At 51.4% G+C, this 19,559-nt stretch carries 18 protein-coding genes, 1 tRNA gene and 1 pseudogene; 3 read left to right on the plus strand and 17 right to left on the minus strand.

Features of this window, described 5'->3' with window-relative positions; all coding sequences use genetic code 11:
- Positions 1-98: 98 nt before the first annotated feature.
- The 7 genes and pseudogenes from QLH52_RS13550 to QLH52_RS13580 form a co-directional block, all read right to left on the minus strand.
- Positions 99-269, minus strand: coding sequence for a hypothetical protein (locus QLH52_RS13550; protein WP_319961933.1), 171 nt, complete (start codon positions 267-269; stop codon positions 99-101).
- 94 nt (positions 270-363) lie between these two features.
- Positions 364-525 (minus strand): annotated as a pseudogene (locus QLH52_RS13555) (TSCPD domain-containing protein); the annotation flags it as partial.
- Between the two features lie 100 nt (positions 526-625).
- On the minus strand, positions 626-853 hold the full coding sequence (locus QLH52_RS13560) for a type II toxin-antitoxin system MqsA family antitoxin (protein WP_319961934.1): 228 nt from the start codon (positions 851-853) through the stop codon (positions 626-628).
- A complete protein-coding gene (locus QLH52_RS13565; protein WP_319961935.1) occupies positions 850-1,122 on the minus strand; it encodes a DUF4258 domain-containing protein in 273 nt (90 codons plus the stop codon). The genes QLH52_RS13560 and QLH52_RS13565 overlap by 4 nt, the downstream gene beginning before the upstream one ends.
- 1 nt (position 1,123) lies before the next feature.
- On the minus strand, positions 1,124-1,813 hold the full coding sequence (locus QLH52_RS13570; RefSeq protein WP_319961936.1) for a TSCPD domain-containing protein: 690 nt from the start codon (positions 1,811-1,813) through the stop codon (positions 1,124-1,126).
- Positions 1,814-1,933: 120 nt separating this feature from the next.
- Positions 1,934-4,084, minus strand: coding sequence for an adenosylcobalamin-dependent ribonucleoside-diphosphate reductase (locus tag QLH52_RS13575; RefSeq protein WP_033155184.1), 2,151 nt, complete (start codon positions 4,082-4,084; stop codon positions 1,934-1,936).
- A 655-nt stretch (positions 4,085-4,739) separates the two neighbouring features.
- A tRNA-Val gene (locus QLH52_RS13580) sits at positions 4,740-4,815 on the minus strand.
- 477 nt (positions 4,816-5,292) lie between these two features.
- Here QLH52_RS13580 and QLH52_RS13585 point away from each other — a divergent pair.
- A complete protein-coding gene (locus QLH52_RS13585) occupies positions 5,293-6,330 on the plus strand; it encodes a GGDEF domain-containing protein (RefSeq protein ID WP_205450584.1) in 1,038 nt (345 codons plus the stop codon).
- A 13-nt stretch (positions 6,331-6,343) separates the two neighbouring features.
- Here the strand turns inward: QLH52_RS13585 and QLH52_RS13590 are convergent, their stop codons facing one another.
- Positions 6,344-7,573, minus strand: coding sequence for a dicarboxylate/amino acid:cation symporter (locus QLH52_RS13590; RefSeq protein ID WP_319961937.1), 1,230 nt, complete (start codon positions 7,571-7,573; stop codon positions 6,344-6,346).
- 165 nt (positions 7,574-7,738) lie between these two features.
- Here QLH52_RS13590 and QLH52_RS13595 point away from each other — a divergent pair, with 165 nt between their 5' ends.
- Positions 7,739-8,233 (plus strand): YchJ family protein, encoded by a 495-nt coding sequence (locus QLH52_RS13595; RefSeq protein WP_319961938.1) that lies wholly within the window; start codon positions 7,739-7,741, stop codon positions 8,231-8,233.
- Between the two features lie 12 nt (positions 8,234-8,245).
- Here QLH52_RS13595 and trmL read toward each other — a convergent pair whose 3' ends face one another.
- The 3 genes from trmL to secA form a co-directional block, all read right to left on the minus strand.
- Positions 8,246-8,713, minus strand: a complete 468-nt coding sequence (gene trmL, locus QLH52_RS13600) for a tRNA (uridine(34)/cytosine(34)/5-carboxymethylaminomethyluridine(34)-2'-O)-methyltransferase TrmL (protein WP_319961939.1) — start codon at positions 8,711-8,713, stop codon at positions 8,246-8,248.
- A 4-nt stretch (positions 8,714-8,717) separates the two neighbouring features.
- Positions 8,718-11,222, minus strand: coding sequence for a glycogen/starch/alpha-glucan phosphorylase (locus QLH52_RS13605; RefSeq protein WP_319961940.1), 2,505 nt, complete (start codon positions 11,220-11,222; stop codon positions 8,718-8,720).
- 137 nt (positions 11,223-11,359) lie between these two features.
- Positions 11,360-14,107 carry a preprotein translocase subunit SecA gene (secA, locus tag QLH52_RS13610; protein WP_319961941.1) on the minus strand — a complete coding sequence of 916 codons (2,748 nt, stop codon included), beginning with the start codon at positions 14,105-14,107 and terminating at the stop codon, positions 11,360-11,362.
- A 297-nt stretch (positions 14,108-14,404) separates the two neighbouring features.
- Between secA and trkA the strand changes: the two genes are divergently transcribed.
- Positions 14,405-15,760, plus strand: a complete 1,356-nt coding sequence (gene trkA, locus QLH52_RS13615; protein WP_033155191.1) for a Trk system potassium transporter TrkA — start codon at positions 14,405-14,407, stop codon at positions 15,758-15,760.
- Here trkA and QLH52_RS13620 read toward each other — a convergent pair.
- From QLH52_RS13620 to QLH52_RS13645, 6 genes are read right to left on the minus strand one after another with little or no spacing between them, the layout of a single operon-like run.
- Positions 15,757-16,299 carry a hypothetical protein gene (locus QLH52_RS13620; protein WP_319961942.1) on the minus strand — a complete coding sequence of 181 codons (543 nt, stop codon included), beginning with the start codon at positions 16,297-16,299 and terminating at the stop codon, positions 15,757-15,759. The two genes, trkA and QLH52_RS13620, sit on opposite strands and share 4 nt — an antisense overlap.
- Positions 16,286-16,819 (minus strand): hypothetical protein, encoded by a 534-nt coding sequence (locus QLH52_RS13625; protein ID WP_319961943.1) that lies wholly within the window; start codon positions 16,817-16,819, stop codon positions 16,286-16,288. Before QLH52_RS13625 ends, QLH52_RS13620 begins: the two co-directional genes overlap by 14 nt.
- A 5-nt stretch (positions 16,820-16,824) precedes the next feature.
- On the minus strand, positions 16,825-17,199 hold the full coding sequence (locus QLH52_RS13630) for a VOC family protein (protein ID WP_319961944.1): 375 nt from the start codon (positions 17,197-17,199) through the stop codon (positions 16,825-16,827).
- A gap of 43 nt (positions 17,200-17,242) precedes the next feature.
- Positions 17,243-18,025, minus strand: coding sequence for a hydroxypyruvate isomerase family protein (locus QLH52_RS13635; protein WP_319961945.1), 783 nt, complete (start codon positions 18,023-18,025; stop codon positions 17,243-17,245).
- On the minus strand, positions 18,025-18,903 hold the full coding sequence (locus QLH52_RS13640; RefSeq protein WP_319961946.1) for an NAD(P)-dependent oxidoreductase: 879 nt from the start codon (positions 18,901-18,903) through the stop codon (positions 18,025-18,027). Before QLH52_RS13640 ends, QLH52_RS13635 begins: the two co-directional genes overlap by 1 nt.
- Positions 18,904-18,917: 14 nt before the next feature.
- Positions 18,918-19,412, minus strand: coding sequence for a nucleoside triphosphate pyrophosphohydrolase family protein (locus QLH52_RS13645; RefSeq protein WP_319961947.1), 495 nt, complete (start codon positions 19,410-19,412; stop codon positions 18,918-18,920).
- Positions 19,413-19,559: the final 147 nt, after the last annotated feature.

A 19,559-nucleotide genomic window follows, 5' to 3' on the forward strand; every position in this document is an offset into this window, starting at 1 on the left:
TCGCGGGTTCGTAGCCAGTCACTTTTTCATCTTCCACGGTTCAAGTCGTTGTATTCTCCATTACAAATCCAGTTAGGGACAGTATCAATACAGGGAAGTTATTTTTGGCGAAATCCTAAGTTAATATTACATTTGGCGATCAGATTTTTGGTCTCATTGCCAATGTAATCGGCAGAAGGTCCCAACAATTTATCAAGTATTTCTTTAGAGCCTAATACCGCAAGCCCTGTCCCAACCCCGACATTTAAAGAATTGACTATTTCTTCCATACAACTTTAGATTATTTATTAGCAACCTAAGTAGGGCGGTTCACACAGTGGTTCCGCCAAATAATGACAACTACATATTGGCATCTACTCTAAATCACCCACACTTCGACTCCCCACAATTCAAACAAGTCATACACCCATCCATCAACACCATCGCCTTAGTCGAACATTTCACGCATAACACCGCTTTCTCAGGAAACGCCTGCCCCTCCGTCGTGCCATGCTGCGCTTCAAATTCCCGGCCTTTTTCATCCAGAACTGTAGAGCGCATAAGCGATAGCGCCATACGCCAAATGATTTAATGCCATCGCGGCGGAAGACGCTTCGCTTTTCCGCCCTACTTCATAGAACCGTCTTCAAGCCGCCCGATACTGCCGCACATCAATCTCCACGCCAGCATTAATAGCGGACTCAGCCTGATTCAGAATCGAACGAGTGATGTCATCACTAAAATATTCTTCGCCACAGTTATTACAAATCAGCGCCGGTACGTTTTTAAACACCAACGTTGCAGAGCCTCGCTCCAGCGTCAAACTTGCGGTGCCGCTGGCGGTATCTCCATGTTTACAAATCGGACATTTCATGGACGTTTCCTCTTGAAATTGTTTTCCCAAAGAGAGGGGGTTGGTTGATAAGCCGTGATGACAATAAACTCATCATCTTCAGCGGTTGCTGATAAAACATGAATCGGATTTCCGTTTATCCAACCCAAAACTAATTGGCTAGGATATGGTGTATCGTTGGGATAATGCATGATTACTTCGCCGTTAGCTAACACCGACCGAATATCCTGATCAGTGATTCCGCGTTCAAACATACGTATGATTGCGTGCTTGCGATATATCAGCTTCATTTTAGCCGCACTTGCTTTCACCGCAATTGAGACAGGTCATACACCCATCCATCAACACCATCGCTTTAGTCGAACATTTCACGCACAACACCGCTTTTTCTGGGAACGCCTGCCCCTCCGTCGCGCCATGCTGCGCTTCAAACTCCCGGCGTTTTTCATCCAGTAATTGCTGGTGGTGATCGCTGAGTTTTTCCGGCTTGATCATGCCGATGTGTTTCATGTGTGATTCGATAGCGTGGCCGATCTCGGCAACCAGGGACGGCATGAACACCCCGCCTTTTTTGAAATATCCGCCCTGCGGATCGAATACCGCCTTCATTTCTTCCACCAAAAAGGTGGCGTCACCGCCCTTGCGAAACACTGCCGAAATCAAGCGGGTCAGCGCCAGTACCCATTGAAAATGCTCCATGTTTTTGGAGTTGATGAAGATTTCGTAAGGCCGGCGTTCCTGATGCACCGTGCCTTCGTTCAGGATGATGTCGTTGATGGTGATGTACAGGGCGTGCTCGGACTGCGGGGTTTTGATCTTATAGGTGGAACCCAGCAGCATCTCCGGGCGCGCCAGATTTTCGTGCATTTCTTCCAGTGAAGGTTTTGCCAGTTCGGCTTCCGCCTGGGCAGCTGCTTCCAGGTTTTCTTTGGTCAGCACTTTGTAGCCGACGATTTTTTTGTTGATTTTGTGTAGGGTCATGGGTTTTCCGTATTCTGTAGCTTGGGTTTACCGGCCGGGCATAAAAGCGCATGCGTAACCCAAAATTGCCGTCGTGTTGGGTTACGGCTAACGCCTAACCCAACCTACATTTTTTAAAAATCAAAACTTGCCGTAATAGCCTTCTTTCAAAGCATCAAACAAGTTGGCAGCGGTGTGGGTTTCGCCATCATATTCCACTTCTTCGTTGCCTTTAAATTCCACGACATGCCCATCCTCCAGCGTGAACTGGTAGGTGGTGTTTTCCAGGTCGGATTCCTTGACCAACACGCCCTGAAACACTTCCGGGTTGAAGCGGAAAGTGGTGCAGCCTTTCAGGCCTTGGTCGTAGGCGTATTCGTAGATGGACTTGAAGTCTTCGTACGGATAATCGGTCGGCACGTTGGCGGTTTTCGAGATAGACGAGTCGATCCAGCGTTGCGCAGCAGCTTGAATATCGACATGCTGTTTGGGGCTGATGTCATCGGCAGCGATGAAATAATCCGGCAATTGCTGAGCCGGATCCTGGCTGTATGGCATGGCTTGCGGGTTGATCAGTTCGCGGTAGGCCAGCAATTCAAAGGAAAACACGTCGATTTTTTCCTTGGACTTTTTGCCTTCGCGGATTACGTTGCGCGAATAATGATGGGCAAAGCTCGGTTCAATACCGTTGCTGGCGTTGTTGGCCAGCGACAGTGAGATGGTGCCGGTCGGCGCGATCGAACTGTGGTGGGTAAAGCGGCAGCCAACTTCCGCCAGTTCCGCGACCAATTCCGGCAGTTCCTGCGCGACTTTTTGCATGTAGCGGCTGTATTTGGCGTGCAAAACTTTACCGGGCACTTGGTCGCCCAGTTTGTAACCGTCCGCCGTCATTTCCGGGCGTTTGTGCAGCATTTCGCCGGTGACGGTGAATAACTGCTCCATGATAGGTGCCGGGCCCTTTTCTTTTGCGAGCTCCAGGCCGGCTTTCCAGCCTTCCAAAGCCAACTCTTTGGTGACTTGTTCGGTAAATACCAGAGACTCTTCGTTGCCGTATTTCATGCCCAACATAGTAATGGTGGAACCCAAGCCTAAATAGCCCATGCCGTGGCGGCGTTTGCCAATGATTTCTTCGCGCTGTTTTTCCAAAGGCAGGCCGTTGATCTCGACGACGTTATCCAGCATCCGGGTAAAGATACGAATAGTTTTACGATAAGCTTCCCAATCGAAGCGGGCTTCTTTGGAGAATGGTTTATCGATGAAGCGGGTCAGGTTGATCGAGCCCAGCAAGCAACTGCCGTAAGGCGGCAGCGGTTGTTCGCCGCAAGGGTTGGTGGCGCGGATGTGCTCACAAAACCAGTTGTTGTTCATCTCGTTGACTTTGTCGATCAAGATAAATCCCGGTTCGGCGTAATCGTAAGTGGAGGACATGATGATGTCCCACAAGCGGCGGGCCGGCATGACTTTGGTAATGCGGCAAGCCACCAAGCCGGCCTCGTTGACCACATAGCCTTTTTTATTGGGCAGATCGCGCCAAACGATTTTGTCGGTATCGGTTAAATCCAGTTTATCGGCATTGGCTTCGCGTTCGGTAACCGGGAAAGACAGCGGCCATTGGCCGTTGCTTTTAACGGCTTCGACGAATTCGCTGGTAATCAGCAGCGACAAATTGAACTGGCGCAAGCGGCCGTCTTCACGCTTGGCGCGGATAAAGTCCACCACGTCCGGATGGGCGACGTCGAAGGTAGCCATTTGCGCGCCACGGCGGCCGCCGGCCGACGATACGGTGAAACACATCTTGTCGTAAATATCCATGAACGACAACGGGCCGGAGGTATAGGCGCCGGCGCCTGATACATAAGCGTCTCGCGGCCGTAATGTCGAAAATTCGTAACCGATGCCGCAACCGGCTTTCAGGGTCAGACCGGCTTCGTGAACCTTGTGCAAAATGTCGTCCATCGAATCTTCAATGATGCCGGATACGGTGCAGTTGATGGTGGAGGTGGCCGGTTTATGATCCAAAGCGCCGGCGTTGGAGGTGATGCGACCGGCCGGGATCACGCCTTTCCGCAAGGCCCACAGAAATTCTTTGTAGTGTTTTTCTTGCAGCGCCTTGGTTTTCTCGACGCTAGACAGGGCCTTGGCGACGCGCTTGTAGGTGTCATCAATCGTTTCATCAATCGCTTTGCCGTCCTTGGTTTTTAAGCGGTATTTGCTGTCCCAAATATCCAGGGAAGCACTTTGCAGCGGGATTTCGGTGGCGTCTTGTGTCACAACATGAAGTTTTGCGGTCATTCGTGGATTCCCTTTTCTAGTTGAATGGTTATAGGCCTATCTCGCCGCTCCGGCACGGCTAAGATGTTGATGTTTATTGGATTAAAACCGAAAACAATACAGTCCGGCGATATACTGCATATAGTGTCTATGTTGAAATTCTAGCACAACATATTGTGTTGTCAGCGGGAAATTTTTACTAAATAGCCGCACTTGCGTGCTTTGTTTTTTAACTCAAGGAGTTAGCGGCGGCATTTAATTTCAATTTCCTAATTAGATGGCCTAGCCATAAGATTTCGAATTGAGCGGATGATTTACACAAGCGCGGGAGGAGTCGAGGTTGCCGTATCAACCGATTATTCCCGGAATGCGGACGCGCCTAACAACAGCGGACCGCCATTGCATTTGGTGTTTATCGTGGGGATTGAAAATGGCGTTAATAAGACAGACAGTTCTGGTGTTGCGCTCGGCCTGGGCCAGTCAAAGGGCTGGAAGTAATGGAGAGTTCGCTAAACCGCAAAGCTAACAATGGCAAGGCAAAACCCAGCTTGCCATTTTGCCGAAAATAGGAATCCGTTGCGACGATGGCGTAGCGCTTGCCTTAGGAGTATTGATTGGGACGCTTGAGATTACCGAATAGAATCGTGGGAGATTCTACATTTAACCTCCGATAGTCTGGTGGGTGCTGAGGGGTTCGAACCCCCGACCCTCGCCTTGTAAGGGCGATGCTCTCCCAGCTGAGCTAAGCACCCGACTAAAGGACGCGCATTCTATCCAAAACTGGAGCTGCTGCAAAATGTTTTGTTAACTTTGCGATGCAAATACTCGTGCCACACGTGCAGTTGCCAAGAGTTTGCATTCTCCGGACAGCCATTAGAAAAACAGCCGGTACACGCAAACCATTTCTAGAAAAAAATTACACTGATAAACTCACCCCCTCAAAACCGGCCCCTACACACAAACCGCAAACACTGTGTGCGTCAGCTTATTTTCCGGATGTATTGAAAAATCCCGGTTTTAAGTTACCTTTATGTAGGCTTATGACTACGTAAAATGAAAGCCTGGAGGCTCATAGTGTTTCAAGCACAATTATCCAAGTTACCTTAAGACACGTTCTACTAAGCGCTAAACCCGGCGCATTGATACGGAACAATCGAAAGCAGTGACTGGGTTAACAATCCCGGCGCGAGCAGTACTTAAACCGTTATACGTTTATCGACAAAAATCTGATGAGTAAAGGCACCACTTACATACCGATTTACGATTTCTCGCCGAGCGTTAACGCCGGCCATCTAAAACAAATCCTGCCATTATTGATGCGTCATAACGTTGCTGCCAATCCCATCAACTACGCTATTTGGTACGACTATGTGGCCGGCGGAAACCCGAGCTTAAACAAAGCAGTCGACTCGTTGCTCGCCGAAAACAAGGCCTTCGATTACGACAACAGCGTCGAGCTTTACAAATCACACATTTGTAATGCGTCTTTGGAATCTTTCGAGCAAATCAACCGGCAACTGCACAAAGTCATCGAGCAAGCCACTAGCGCGATCAACGAAACTTACAACAAGGCCGAAGAGACCAACGACAGCTTTCAAAAAAAATCAGTCATCTTGGAGAACTTCTCCGCTTCAGACGGCTTGAAAACCATCTTGGAAGAAATCATTCAGGAAACCAAAGCGCTGGCGATGACCAGTCAGGCCATGCAAACCAAGCTGACCGAAGCCAACCAAGAAATGGAGCAATTGCGCACCGAGCTGGCTCAAGCCAGACAAATCGCTACCACCGACGGTTTAACCGGCTTGTTGAATCGGCGCGCATTCGACATGACCCTGGCCGAAATCATCGAACAATCCGCACCCGATACCGCGTGCCTGTCGATGCTGGACATAGACCATTTCAAACGCATTAACGACACTTACGGCCACACTATCGGCGACAATGTCATTAAATATGTAGCGAATTTAATGAAGAAACACGCTGAAGAACATCATCACGTTGCGCGTTACGGCGGTGAGGAACTGGCGATTATCATGCCCAACACCAGCCACGAAAAGGCGGTAGAAATCTCCGAAAATATTCGCACCGCGATGGCAGCCAGCCGCTTGCAACGCAAAAACGACAACCAGTCGCTGGGCAAAATCACCTTGTCGATAGGCGTTGCCAGATTGCAATCCGGCGATAATCCGGAAAGCTTTATTGTCCGCGCAGATAACGCCTTGTATAAAGCCAAGCAAAGCGGCCGCAATCGGGTAATCCATTCATAAACCGCAGAAAAAACTAGCGATCCGTCAAGCGCTGTACCACTAAGCAACCCACCATATCGCCCTCTACGTTGACCATGGTCCGCACCGTATCCAGTATGCGGTCCATGGGTAACAGTATCGCAATGGCTTCGGTCGGGAGACCAACCGATTGCAACACCATCATCATGGTCACCATGCCGGCACTGGGGATGCCCGGCGCGCCCATGGCGGCGATCATCGTGGTAAAACATACGATCAATTGTTGCGCCAAATCCAGCTCTATGCCGGCTAAATTCGCGACAAATAACGCAGCGGCAGCTTCGTAGAGCGCGGTGCCGTCCATATTGACCGTGGCACCCAGCGGCACCACGAAACCGGCAATACCGGGTTTGACGTGCAAATGCTGTTCAACGCAACGCAAGGTGACGGGCAATGTGGCAGAGCTGGAACTGGTGGCAAATGCGGTGATTAAGGCTTCCCTGGCGCCCAGAAAAAACTTCAGCGGCGAAACCTTGGCAACTATACCTAACAACAAAGGCAACACGACCAAGCCATGCAGCAAAGTGGTACCAATGACCACCGCGACAAATTCCGCCAAACTGCTTAACAAGGCCAGATTTTGCGTCGCCAGCAACTGCGCCAGCAAAGCCATGATGCCCAAGGGCGCCAGCCGCATAATCCAGCCGACCAAGCGCAGCATTAACTCCAAGCCTTCCTGCAACAGCAGCAAGATATTGCGGTAACGATCCCCTCCCACTACCAAAGCAATACCCAACAACAGTGCAAACATCACGATTGCCAGGATATTGGCCTGCGCTAGTGCCGCGAACGGGTTAACGAATAAGCCATGCAGGAAGCTGGCTACAAATTGCGCAAAGCTCATTTGCTTGGCGGCGAAGTTGGGAACAGCGTTATTGAACAAGTCCAAATTCAAACCTTTTCCGGGCTCGAATATATTTGCCGCCGCCACGCCCAGCAGGATAGCCAGAGCCATAGAAACCATAAAAAAAACCAAGGTAGACAGCCAGACTCGATGCAATTGGCCGTGCATGCGCAAATTCGCCACCCCAACCGCAATGGAGGTAAACACCAAAGGCACCAAGACCATTTTCAACAAATCCATGAATAAAGTACTCAATAGACCGCAAACGTAAATACCTTGTTTGCTAAGCGCGGCGTCCGGTCCCAACTTGGCGAATCCCATGCCCAACGCTACGCCGAATACGGCACCCAGAAAAATTTGTGTGTTTAATGCGACTTTCAATCCGGCCTCCTGAAAATACGCTGATCGTAAAACCCCAAAGCTTAGAGATTTATCATAACAAGCCCAGCCCCCATCATCTAAAAGCTCTGTCAGTGCGCGGATACGTTCCGCCGAGAGCGGCTAAGATTGGCTTTTGGCTTGTCTATTTCGGTAGAATCCGCCGTTATGACGACAATCACCGACCCACTAGAAACTTGTTTATGCGGCTCCGGCCTGGATTATGCCGACTGCTGCGGCCGCTATCACAGCGGCGAACACTACCCGCCAACTGCGGAAGCCTTGATGCGCTCGCGTTTTAGTGCCTACGCCCGGCGCGATGTGGGCTATTTATTGAATACTTGGGATACCAGCAAACGGCCGGCCGACATCGACTTTTCCAAGGAAACCGCACACTGGCAAAAACTGGCGATAGTCAGCACTAAAAAAGGCAGCGGCCAAGACAGCAAGGGCATTGTCGAGTTTAAGGCTTTTTACCGACAAGACGGCGAAGACTATTTCATGCACGAAATCAGTCGCTTCGTTAAATCCAATTCCCGTTGGCTTTATCTGGACGGCGTCATCAAAGCCGCAGGCAAAGTCGCGGCAAGCACGGATTCCGGCAAAAATGCGCCTTGTCCGTGCGGCAGCGGCAAAAAATTTAAACGTTGCTGCGGGCGCTGATCTATCACTAAGTCAACGAGCCGCATCCACAAAATTCAATTGCTTCCAGGCTTCGTAAAGCACTATGGCTACGGTATTGGAGAGATTAAGACTGCGGCTTTCCTTACGCATCGGCAAATACAACTGGAGCGCGGTCGGATGTTGACTGAGAAATGCGGCCGGTAAGCCACGGGTTTCCGGACCGAATAACAAGGCATCTCCGGCTTTGTATCGCACCTCGCTGTAACCGGTGTGGCCTTTGGTGGTTAAAGCAAATAAACGCTGGGGCTTGGCTTTTTCGACGTAATCGTGCAAGGAACCGTACTGGCGGATGTTCACCCATTCATGATAATCCAGCCCGGCGCGACGCAGACGTTTGTCGTCCAGATCAAAGCCCAAAGGCTGGATTAAATGCAGATGCGCACCGGTATTCGCGCATAAACGGATGATATTGCCGGTATTGGCCGGTATTTCCGGCTCGAACAAGACAATATCCAGCATTGTTTCAGTATTTTTCCACGTCCACCGGCGACAGCTTCCAAATCTCGCGGTTGTATTCGCTAATCGTTCTATCGGTGGAAAACTTACCGCTGGCCGCGGTATTGAGAATACTCATTTTGGTCCAGCGCTCTTGATCACGCCAAGTTTGCTCGACCCGCTTCTGTGCTTCCAGATAACTGCGAAAATCGGCGATAGTCATCCAAGGATCGTGCGGACTTTTAATCGAAGCAATGATGTCGTCGAAAATGCCCGGCTCGAACTGATTGAAATGTCCGCATTCCAGCAAGCGCATCACGCCTTGCAAATCGCTGTCCTGATTGATGAACCATTGCGGATCGTAATGCGGCCGGAGCGCCTCCACTTCGGTTTCGGTCAAGCCGAACAGGAAGAAATTGTCGGCACCGACCTCTTCACGAATTTCGATGTTGGCACCGTCCAACGTACCGATGGTCAGCGCGCCGTTCATCATAAATTTCATGTTACCGGTACCGGACGCTTCCTTACCGGCAGTCGAAATTTGTTCCGACAAATCCGCGCCCGGACAGATTTTCTCCATCGCCGACACGCAGTAATTGGGCATAAACACCAATCTCAGCTTGTTGCCTACTTCCGGATCTTCATTAATGACATTGCCGACATTGTTAATCAGCTTGATGATTTTTTTCGCCATCACATAGCCGGGCGCAGCCTTACCGCCGATCAGTACGCAACGATCCACCCAATTCTGCGTATCGCCGCGTTTAATCCGGTCATAAAGATGAATCACATGCAGCACATTCAAAATCTGCCGTTTGTATTCGTGGATACGTTTGACCTGCACATCGAATAACGCATCAACGTTTATTTCAATATCGTGTTCTTCTTTTTTGTAATCGACAAGCCGCTGTTTGCTGGCCCGGTTTAAGTCGTACCATTTTTGCCTGAACGCGGCGTCTTCGGCGTAAGGCGCTAATTTGGACAGCTGAGAAAGGTCGGTAATCCAGCCATCACCAATAGTTGCGGTAATAAACTCGGCCAATTCCGGATTACAACCGGCCAGCCAGCGTCTGGGGGTCACACCGTTAGTTTTGTTATTAAATTTTTGCGGCCAGAGCTCGAAAAAGTCTTTAAACAAGCCCTCCTGCAACAACTTGGAATGCAGTTCAGCAACGCCGTTGACAGAAAAACTGCCGACGATAGCCAAAAATGCCATCCGCACCTGTTTTTGATAACCCTCTTCGATGATGGACATCCGCGCCATGCGTGGATTGTCGCCAGGCCAACGCGCCGACACTTCAGCCATGAAGTGTGCGTTGATTTCAAAAATAATTTCCATCAAGCGCGGCAGCAAATGCTGCATCAGATTGACCGACCATTTTTCCAAGGCCTCGGGCAGCAAGGTATGATTGGTGTAGGCCATCGTTTGCCGCGTGATGTTCCAGGCTTCTTTCCAAGGTAAACCGTGAATATCCATCAACAAGCGCATCAGCTCGGCCACCGCGATGCTGGGATGGGTGTCGTTGAGCTGAAAGCAGTTTTTCTCGGCAAATTTACTGAAATTATTACCGTGGCGCCCCACCCAGTTGGCGATGACGTCCTGCAAACTCGCGGAGGCCAGCAGATATTGCTGTTGCAGGCGCAAGGCTTTGCCGTTTTCGTTGGCATCGTTGGGATACAACACCATCGTAATGTTTTCGGCGGTGTTTTTCTCCGCCACGGCTTCGGCGTAATCACCGGCATTGAATTCCTGCAAATTGAATTCTTCCGTGGCGATGGCTTTCCACAAGCGCAGGGTATTGACCGTACCGTTTTTATAGCCAGGCACCGGCGTGTCGTAAGGCATGGCAATCACATCATGCGTATCCAGCCAACTGGTGCGCTTGTTGCCTTTTTCGTCGATGTGGGTTTGGGTGTGGCCGCCGAATTTGATGCGGTGCATGTATTCCGGACGTTCGATTTCCCAGACGTTGCCCATCCGCAACCAATGATCGGGTTTCTCGACCTGCTCGCCATTGACGATTTGTTGCGAAAACATGCCGTATTCATAACGCAAACCGTAGCCCGTGACCGGTAGTTGCAAGGTGGCACAACTATCGATGAAACACGCCGCCAAGCGTCCCAAGCCGCCATTACCCAAACCAGCGTCCGGCTCGCTCTCGATGAGTTCCTCGGCTTCCAAACCCAAATCATACAAGGCTTGCGTGACAATATCGTCAACCCCGAGATTCAACATGGCGTTGCTCAAAGAACGCCCCATCAAAAACTCCATCGACAGATAGAAGGCTTTTTTACAATCGGAGTCGCGATAGACGTTGTAGGTTTTTTTCCAGCGTTCGACCAAACGGTCGCTGATCGCCAAAGACAAGGCTTCATAGGCGTAATGCGGAGAACGGCAATTTTCATCGCGCCCGAGCCGATGACTGTAGTAGTGTTTGAAGTCGGCGATGAAATGCTTTTTTTCCATGCCCAACTTGGGGAGCTTGGTAATATCGGCGGCGGGATTACTCTTATTAAAGACTCTATGCGGCATAGTACTTACCCTTGAGGACAGTGAAAATTAAAAGCCGTGGGCCGCTGGTTTTGCAAGGCTGAAAGCGATGCCAAAGGCCCTCTAAATCGAATTGTCGGGCAGCCGCGACGCCCGGTTTGGGGCGCCGCGGTTAAACATTAGTTCAATTTGCCGTGGCATTGCTTGTACTTTTTACCGGAACCGCAGGGGCATGGGTCGTTACGGCCCACTTTGTTGCCGAGTCTGACAAAAGGCTGCTCCGCGTTCTCCGGGTCTGAGTCTGGCTGAGCTGCTGGTGCCACGGGCTCTTCTTCAAAAATGGAGTGGGCTTCCGCGTGTTCGTAGTGCATTTCCAGCGGTGCTTGGCGTTGTTCGTCGATCGCCTGCACGTCTTCTTCACGCGCCACCTGTACCTTAGCGAGTATACCCACCACTTCCTGCTTGATATGCGTCAACAGGCCGGTAAACATTTGGAACGACTCGCGCTTGTATTCCTGCTTGGGATCTTTTTGCGCATAGCCTCTGAAATGAATACCTTGGCGCAATTGGTCCATCGCCGCCAGATGTTCTTTCCAGCTATTATCCAGCACTTGCAACATCACGGATTTCTCGAAATGCCTTAGCACTTGCACACCTACGGCCTCTTCACGGGCGCGGCTTTCTTGCTCGGCTTTTTCGATAATCAGCCGGCGCAATTTCGCTTCATTCAGGGTACGGTCGTGCTCCAGCATTTCCACTAGCGGCATCTGCAGATTAAATTCTTGCTGCAAATGGGTTTCCAATCCACGCACATCCCATTGCTCTTCCATGGTTTTCGGCGGAATGTATTCGGTGATGACGTCGTTCAACACGTCAGCACGTATGGCGTTGATAATGTCGTTGATGTCTTCGGCAGCCATCAACTCATTGCGCTGCGCGTAAATAACCTTACGTTGATCGTTGGCGACGTCGTCGTAAGCCAGAATTTCTTTGCGAATATCGAAGTTACGATTCTCCACTTTGCGTTGCGCGCTTTCGATGGAACGAGTCACCCAAGGATGCTCAATCGCTTCACCTTCTTCCATACCCAGTTTTTGCATCAAGCTGGCGACGCGCTCGGACGCGAAAATCCGCATCAAATCGTCTTCCAGCGACAGATAAAAACGGGTCGAACCCGGATCGCCCTGCCGACCGGAACGGCCGCGCAACTGGTTGTCGATCCGCCGCGACTCGTGGCGTTCCGAACCGATCACATGCAGACCGCCGCTCGCCAACACTTTTTCATGTCTTTCCTGCCAAGCCGCGCGTACTCGCTCTTTATCGGCTTCGCTGGCATCCGGTCCCAAGGCAGCCAGTTCGGCATTCAGATTGCCACCCAACACGATGTCGGTGCCGCGACCGGCCATATTCGTAGCAATCGTGACGGCGCCCGGCATACCGGCATTTTCGATAATGTGGGCTTCGCGCTCGTGCTGCTTGGCATTCAAGACTTCATGGCGGATGTTTTGTTGTTGCAGCATCCGGGAAATCAATTCAGAGTTTTCGATCGACGTCGTACCCACCAACACCGGTTGGCCGCGCTGCACGCAATCTTTGATGTCTTCGATGACAGCCTTGTATTTTTCCCGCGCGGACAGATAAACCAAATCGCCCTTATCTTTACGAATCATCGGTCTGTGGGTAGGAATAACCACCACTTCCAGGCCGTAGATTTTGTTCAACTCAAACGCTTCGGTATCCGCAGTACCGGTCATACCGGATAATTTGTTGTAAAGACGGAAATAATTCTGGAAGGTAATCGAAGCCAGCGTTTGGTTTTCGTTTTGAATAGTCACGTTTTCCTTGGCTTCCATCGCTTGATGCAAACCCTCGGACCAACGCCGGCCGCTCATCATCCGGCCGGTAAATTCGTCGACGATGATGACCTGACCGTCCTTCACTACATAATCCACGTCTTTTTGGAACAGTACGTGAGCTCGCAGCGATGCGTTCAAATAGTGCATCAAGCGGATGTTGGCGGCTTCGTATAATGTGGAGCCGTCGGCTATCAAGCCGTGCTCCGCCAACAAGCGCTCAACGTGCTCATAGCCGGCTTCGGTCAGATGAATCTGCCGCGATTTTTCGTCGACGGCATAGTCGCCGGGCATTTGATCCTGTTTTTCCGGATCGTCGGCTTTTTCCTGTTTGGTCAGGTAGGGAATGATTTGATTGGTCTTCAGGTAAATATCGGTACTGCCTTCCGCCTGGCCGGAGATGATCAACGGCGTTCTGGCTTCGTCGATCAGAATCGAATCCACCTCGTCGACAATGGCAAAATTCAGATCGCGCTGGACTTTTTGTTCCAGACTGAAGGCCATGTTGTCACGCAGGTAATCGAAACCAAATTCGTTGTTGGTGCCGTAGGTAATATCCGCTGCATAGGCAACCTGGCGTTGCTCATGGGTCAAATCGCTGACGATGACGCCGGTGGTCAAGCCCAGGAAACCGTATAGTTTGCCCATCCATTCCGCGTCGCGGCGGGCCAAGTAATCATTGACGGTCACCACATGCACGCCTTTACCGGGCAAGGCATTCAAATAGGCGGCCAAGGTCGCCATCAGGGTTTTACCCTCACCGGTTTTCATTTCGGCTATCTTGCCGCTGTGCAAGACCATGCCGCCGATCAACTGCACGTCGAAATGCCGCATGCCAAATACACGGGTCGAGGCTTCCCGCACGGCGGCAAAGGCTTCTGGGAGTAAATTGTCTAAGTTTTCGCCTTGGGCCAGGCGGTCGCGAAATTCCTGCGTCTTGGCTTGTAACGCCGCATCGGATAATTTTTCGTATTCGGCGGCCAGAGCATTGACTTTCTTGACTAGCTTGCGTTTCTTCTTGACCAGCCTGTCGTTGCGGCTGCCAACTACCAATTTAACCAGCTTACCCAGCATGATATTTCCAGAGTGAGAGTGAACCAAAGTTTGCGATTATAAACGGTATGGGGCGGCTGTGACCAGAAAACAAGCCCGGCAAGCTGAGACTATTCACCAGCCTGTTTTTGTAAATCGGCTATTTAAAACAGGATTTTTGCTTGGCAGCCGCAGCCCAACTGCATCATCCGGCGATTTCCATCGCAGCAAAGTTAGCACTCGCTGGATCATGGACAAGCCTATCGATCAGCGTATAATTCGCCGGCTTCGGCCCTTGTGGCGGCAAGCATTCGACATCATTACTGGCTTTAACAATTTATGAAAATAGTGATTCTCGGTGCCGGTGTGACCGGCTCTTCGGTTGCCGGCGCATTGGCCAGTGAAGAAAACGATATTGTCGTTATCGATAAAAATGCCCACTTGCTCACCGCATTAAAAGGCCGCCTGGATATAGCCACCGTCGAAGGTAACGCTGCCCATCCCAGCGTGCTGGAACAAGCCGGAATTCAGGACGCCGACATGGTGATTGCCGTTACCGACCGCGACGAGACCAATATGCTGGCCTGTCAAGTGATCAACACCCTGTATAGCAAACCCAAAACCATCGCCCGAGTGCGCGCCATCGACTTTCTCAACCATCCGGAATTATTTGCGCCGGGCGGTATTGATATTGTCATCAGCCCTGAGCAGGTTGTAACCGAATCCATTCATAATCTGATCAAATACCCCGGCGCGCTGCATGTGTCGGAGTTTGCCGACGGCTTGGTCAGGCTGTTTTCGATTCGCGTGGTACCGACCGGCTTTCTGACCGGCAAACGCATCCACGCCGTGAAAGAAAAACTGGCCGACAGCATGATCCGGGTCGCGGCGATTTTCCGCGACGGCAAAGCCATCGCGGTAAACGGCGAGGCGGTGATTGCCACCGGCGATGAAGTATTTTTTGTCTGCCCCCGCGATAAGGTCCGTAAAACCCTGGTGGATCTGCATAAACTGGAATCGCCGATCAAAACCATTATGCTGGCCGGCGGCGGCCACGTCGGCAAGCGGCTGGCCATTGCCTTGGAAAAAAACTACCACGTCAAAGTCATCGAGCAAGACATTGAGCGCGCTCGGGAGATCTCCAACGATTTGCGTAACACCTTAATTCTGCATGGCGACTGTACCGACGAATCGCTACTGCAAGAAGAAATGATCGAAGACATCGATTTGTTCTGCGCGATTACTAATAACGACGGCATCAACCTGATTGCCGCCGGTCTGGCGAAAAAACTCGGCGCCAAAAAGGCGATCTGCCTGATTAACAATAATTCCTACCTAAAATTATTGGACGGCACCGAAATCGATCTGGCGATTCAACCAAAACTGGAGACCTTGGGCGGCATCCTCAAACACGTGCGTAAAGGCGACGTGGTCGGCGTCAGCTCGGTGTGCGGCGGCAGTGCGGAAGCGATCGAAGCCATTGCTCACCGCAGCAAAAACTCCAGCTCGGTGGTTGGCTTGCGTGTAGATCAGGTCAATTTACCGGATGGCGTCATATTAGGCGCGCTAATTCGCGAAAAAGAAGTGATTCCGGTACATCACGACACCGTATTCGCGGAAGGCGATCACGTGGTGATGTTTGCGTTGAACAAGAAAATGGTTAGAGATATTGAAGGCTATTTCCAGCCGATCTAGTCCGCCAAATCCGCATCGATAAAAGCCAGTGCCCGCTGCGGCAAACCGTCGTTGCCCTCGCCTTGCAAAGACGCCTGGCTATCTTCATGCACCGCCGTCATGAACTGCAACAACTGCATTTCAATTTTCATTTTTTCCTGCGGTTCTTGGGCATCCCACATTCGATTCAATAACTGCTTGGCGTGATGGTGAATAGTGAAGGCCACAGCTTCCGGCAGATGCGCGTAACTGGTGCGCAAAGACTCCTTCAGTTTATCCAGCGATTGCAGATATTGCTGATAGTCTTTTAAATCCTGCTGACATTGGGTTTTCACCATCGCCAGCTCATTGCTGTTGCGGGCTTTGTTGACGGCCAGCTCGTGCGCCAATTGCTGCGACTGTTTTTTCAGCTGTGCCACCAAGGCCTGCTCCGCCAGCGCCTTGGTTTGCCGCAGTTCGGCGACATCTTCGTGCCTGGATAAATGCCATTGCAAATTGTCGTCGCGACTGCGCCGCAAAAACGCCAGCGCTTCGCCCAGCCAACGGCTAATCGACGACATGCAATTGTTGGCGTAAAGCCAGCATGGCCGCAGCATCGGCTTGTTTACGATAGGTACGCAAGGCTTTGCGCAGATTTTTATATCGAGTGGCTGGCAGTTGCGCCCGCACCGCTTGCAATTCATCGCTAATTGCCGCGAACAAGGCCCTAGCCTGTTTGCGGTTATCGGCTACCAGCAGGCGTTGCCGCTTGAATCTGCTCAGATAGCTCAACTGCCGGCATTCCGCAGTCTGGCGCCGCTCAATATTTTGCCGACGAATCTGCAAAGACACTAGCTGCCGTAACGCCGCCGATTCGCGACTGAAATACCCGCGCAGCTCACGGTAAACCGCTTTAAATAAGGTCAGCACGCTCAGCAAAGCCAGCAGACCCAAAGCCAACAACATCACTTTACTGGCTAACAGATAAAACAGCCCCATCAACAAAACCAAGCCAAACTGCAAACACACAAACCCGAGCACAAACAGCAGCATGGCCAGGCTGCCTATCAGTAGTCCGCCGAAAAAAAGCCGTCCGAACATGGTTCTCAAGGCCGCTCGATAAACTCCAGCGCATTGCCGTCTCTATCCCGGCAAAACAGCGCCTTGCGGCCGGAGATACTCAGCGTGTAAGCCGTACCGGCCCGCTCCAGATCTTCGCGTAGAGCATCAACGGAATCAATATGCATCGCCACATGCCGATCACGGCCGCCATGCGCCGGTCTGCCGGTAGTGGGATCGGGATTTTCCAATTCCAGCAAATGAATTTGCTGCGCACCAATTTGCAGCCAGGCGCCTGGGAACGGTAGATTCGGCCGTTCGGTCTGCTCCATTCCTAACACATCGCGGTAAAAAAACAGCGATTGCTCGGTATCGGAGACGATCAAACTGGCGTGATGTATCGTGAAATTATGTTTCGACATGACTAGCAACAGGTGATAAAGGCCCAGAGATTATACCGCCCGATTATTTCACCGCGTAGGTTTTCAACCATTCCAAACTGACAGCGGTCTCAATCGTCGGCCGGTACTCGGCACCCACCCAACCTTGGTAATCCGAGTTTGCGATAACATCGAACAAAATTTTGAAATCTACGGCGCCCGTACCCGGCTGGCCGCGGCCTGGAGAGTCGGCAAATTGAATATGCCCGATTCTATCTAAATGTTGGCGTAAAAATCCGGCACAATCTTCGCCCATCCGGCTCATGTGATAAATGTCGTATTGCATGAATAAGTTCGGATGGCCGATTTGCTTTAGCACATCCAGCATCTTGTCGCCGGTGTCGACGATAAAACCTGGCATGTCGTGGCTATTGACCGCCTCGAATACGGTTTTGATACCCAACTCGGCAAACGCTGCGGCGGCGTAAACCAGATTTTCCAGCAAAGTAGCGTGATATTCAGCCAAGCGACGTGGATTAAAACAACGGCCGGGCAACACATTAATGACGCTTGGCTTCAAGCGTTCGGCGTAAGCCAAGGCCTGCTCAACCGCAGCTTTAAAGTCATCGCGTCTTTCCGGAACCGCCGCCAAACCCTCGCCGCCCTGCAGCAAGGTATCGGCATCGACATTGAACAACACGAGCTTTAAGTCCTGTTGAGCTAATAGGTCACCGATTTGTTCGACTCGCAGCGAGTAGGGAAACTGGATTTCCACTGCGTCGAAACCGCACTGTTTAGCAGCCTGAAACCGTTCCGGCAACGGCCGTTCGGTAAACAATAAACTCAGATTGGCGGTAAAGCGCAGCATTAGTCTTGGCTATAAAGCTTGATAAGCGTGGAGGGATCTTGCTCCAAAAAGCCGCCGCTACCGTGCAATTGCATTAGTTGCGCCGCCAAGCCGGACATCGGTATCGCACTCCCCTGTTTGCCCGCTAAATCGACAGCCATATTTAAATCTTTCAATAAGGTTTTCACGCGCCACTTCACCGGTTCGAAACGCTGATCGGCCATTTCCGGGCCGACGATTTGCAGTGGCTTGGAATCGGCAAAGCCACCGGCCAGCGCTTCCGGAATTTTTGCAGCATCCACGCCGGCCGACTTTGCCAAGGCCATCATTTCCGCGATTACCAGCACATTGCAACTAACGATCATCTGGTTGCAAATTTTAGTGGTTTGACCACTGCCGACCGCACCCATATGCGTTAACCGGCTATACAGCGGCCGCAATACTTCACGGGCAATTTGAATGTCTTGTTCCGTACCGCCGGCCATAATCGCCAGACTACCCTGCTCTGCCCCGGCCGTGCCACCGGATACCGGCGCATCGACCCAGCGCATGCCGCAAGCTGTCTGCAATTGAAATGCCATGCGCCGGGTAGCTTCCGGATGAATGCTGGATAAATCAATCAACAGTTTGTCGGCAGCGCCGTTGGCGATAATGTGTTCCGTCACCGCCTCTTCAACGGCCATCGTGTCGGACAGACACAAAATCACCACATCGGAGGCTTTTACCAATTCGCCGACACTGCCACAGACCTTAGCACCGGCACCCGCCACCACAGCTAATTTTGCAGTGGTGCGATTCCAGACATTCACCTGAAAACCCGCCGCCAGAAGCCGCATGGTTAAAGGTTGCCCCATCAGGCCTATGCCCACGAAACCCAGCGTGTAGGGTTGTTCTGCCATAGTGACGCTCGCTGTTATTCGAATAGCGCCGGGCTTAAATCCAAACGCTCGGCATCGCCGCGCCCGCTCATCAGATGTTGATAGACGATTTGAAAAGCTTCGTCGAAATCGGCATTCACGAAACGCTGGGATAAATGCGCACAAATCGCATATAAGCCCGAATAATGCACGGTCTCGCCGGAAGTACATAAATTGATTTTCTCGGACAGCACCCGCATCACTGACAGCACTGAACCATCTTGCCGCCAATTAGCAGACACACTGACCACCTCATCGCCCCGGCTAGCGATAGCCGCCAGCGCATTCAAGGATAAATCCACCAAACCGGCCAAAATTTTGATGAGGTCGCCGCTGGCAATGGCTTTAAAGGTCTCGCTACCGCAATCCAATAATAGCGCTTGGCGCAGCACAATATCCATATCGGACAAGTGCCCAATCTCGCCATCATCAGGCTGCTTGATAGCGAATTTCCGGTGAAAATCTCTAACTTGTTGTAAATGTTTGTTCATGATTCTACTCCGGGCTTGGATTCAAAGAATTCGGGGAATAATGGCGCGGCGCGGGACAACATCTGCAGTCAACGACCTAGCCATTTTTGGACATCAGCGCAGTCGGAGAATGCGCCAATGAACCAACTAGGGCAATAGGGAAATCGG

The sequence above is a fragment of the Methylomonas defluvii genome (assembly GCF_033949435.1).
GTDB classification, from domain to species: Bacteria; Pseudomonadota; Gammaproteobacteria; order Methylococcales; family Methylomonadaceae; genus Methylomonas; species Methylomonas defluvii.

Excerpts from the sequence above, each read along its gene's own strand:
- QLH52_RS13565 (WP_319961935.1), bottom strand. The coding sequence starts at position 1,122 with ATGAAGCTGATATATCGCAAGCACGCAATCATACGTATGTTTGAACGC.
- QLH52_RS13595 (WP_319961938.1), top strand. The coding sequence starts at position 7,739 with ATGACGACAATCACCGACCCACTAGAAACTTGTTTATGCGGCTCCGGC.
- QLH52_RS13570 (WP_319961936.1), bottom strand. The coding sequence starts at position 1,813 with ATGACCCTACACAAAATCAACAAAAAAATCGTCGGCTACAAAGTGCTG.
- QLH52_RS13550 (WP_319961933.1), bottom strand. The coding sequence starts at position 269 with ATGGAAGAAATAGTCAATTCTTTAAATGTCGGGGTTGGGACAGGGCTT.
- trmL (WP_319961939.1), bottom strand. The coding sequence starts at position 8,713 with ATGCTGGATATTGTCTTGTTCGAGCCGGAAATACCGGCCAATACCGGC.
- QLH52_RS13645 (WP_319961947.1), bottom strand. The coding sequence starts at position 19,412 with ATGAACAAACATTTACAACAAGTTAGAGATTTTCACCGGAAATTCGCT.
- QLH52_RS13585 (WP_205450584.1), top strand. The coding sequence starts at position 5,293 with ATGAGTAAAGGCACCACTTACATACCGATTTACGATTTCTCGCCGAGC.
- QLH52_RS13605 (WP_319961940.1), bottom strand. The coding sequence starts at position 11,222 with ATGCCGCATAGAGTCTTTAATAAGAGTAATCCCGCCGCCGATATTACC.
- QLH52_RS13625 (WP_319961943.1), bottom strand. The coding sequence starts at position 16,819 with ATGTTCGGACGGCTTTTTTTCGGCGGACTACTGATAGGCAGCCTGGCC.
- secA (WP_319961941.1), bottom strand. The coding sequence starts at position 14,107 with ATGCTGGGTAAGCTGGTTAAATTGGTAGTTGGCAGCCGCAACGACAGG.
- QLH52_RS13620 (WP_319961942.1), bottom strand. The coding sequence starts at position 16,299 with ATGTCGTCGATTAGCCGTTGGCTGGGCGAAGCGCTGGCGTTTTTGCGG.
- QLH52_RS13635 (WP_319961945.1), bottom strand. The coding sequence starts at position 18,025 with ATGCTGCGCTTTACCGCCAATCTGAGTTTATTGTTTACCGAACGGCCG.
- trkA (WP_033155191.1), top strand. The coding sequence starts at position 14,405 with ATGAAAATAGTGATTCTCGGTGCCGGTGTGACCGGCTCTTCGGTTGCC.
- QLH52_RS13640 (WP_319961946.1), bottom strand. The coding sequence starts at position 18,903 with ATGGCAGAACAACCCTACACGCTGGGTTTCGTGGGCATAGGCCTGATG.
- QLH52_RS13560 (WP_319961934.1), bottom strand. The coding sequence starts at position 853 with ATGAAATGTCCGATTTGTAAACATGGAGATACCGCCAGCGGCACCGCA.
- QLH52_RS13630 (WP_319961944.1), bottom strand. The coding sequence starts at position 17,199 with ATGTCGAAACATAATTTCACGATACATCACGCCAGTTTGATCGTCTCC.
- QLH52_RS13575 (WP_033155184.1), bottom strand. The coding sequence starts at position 4,084 with ATGACCGCAAAACTTCATGTTGTGACACAAGACGCCACCGAAATCCCG.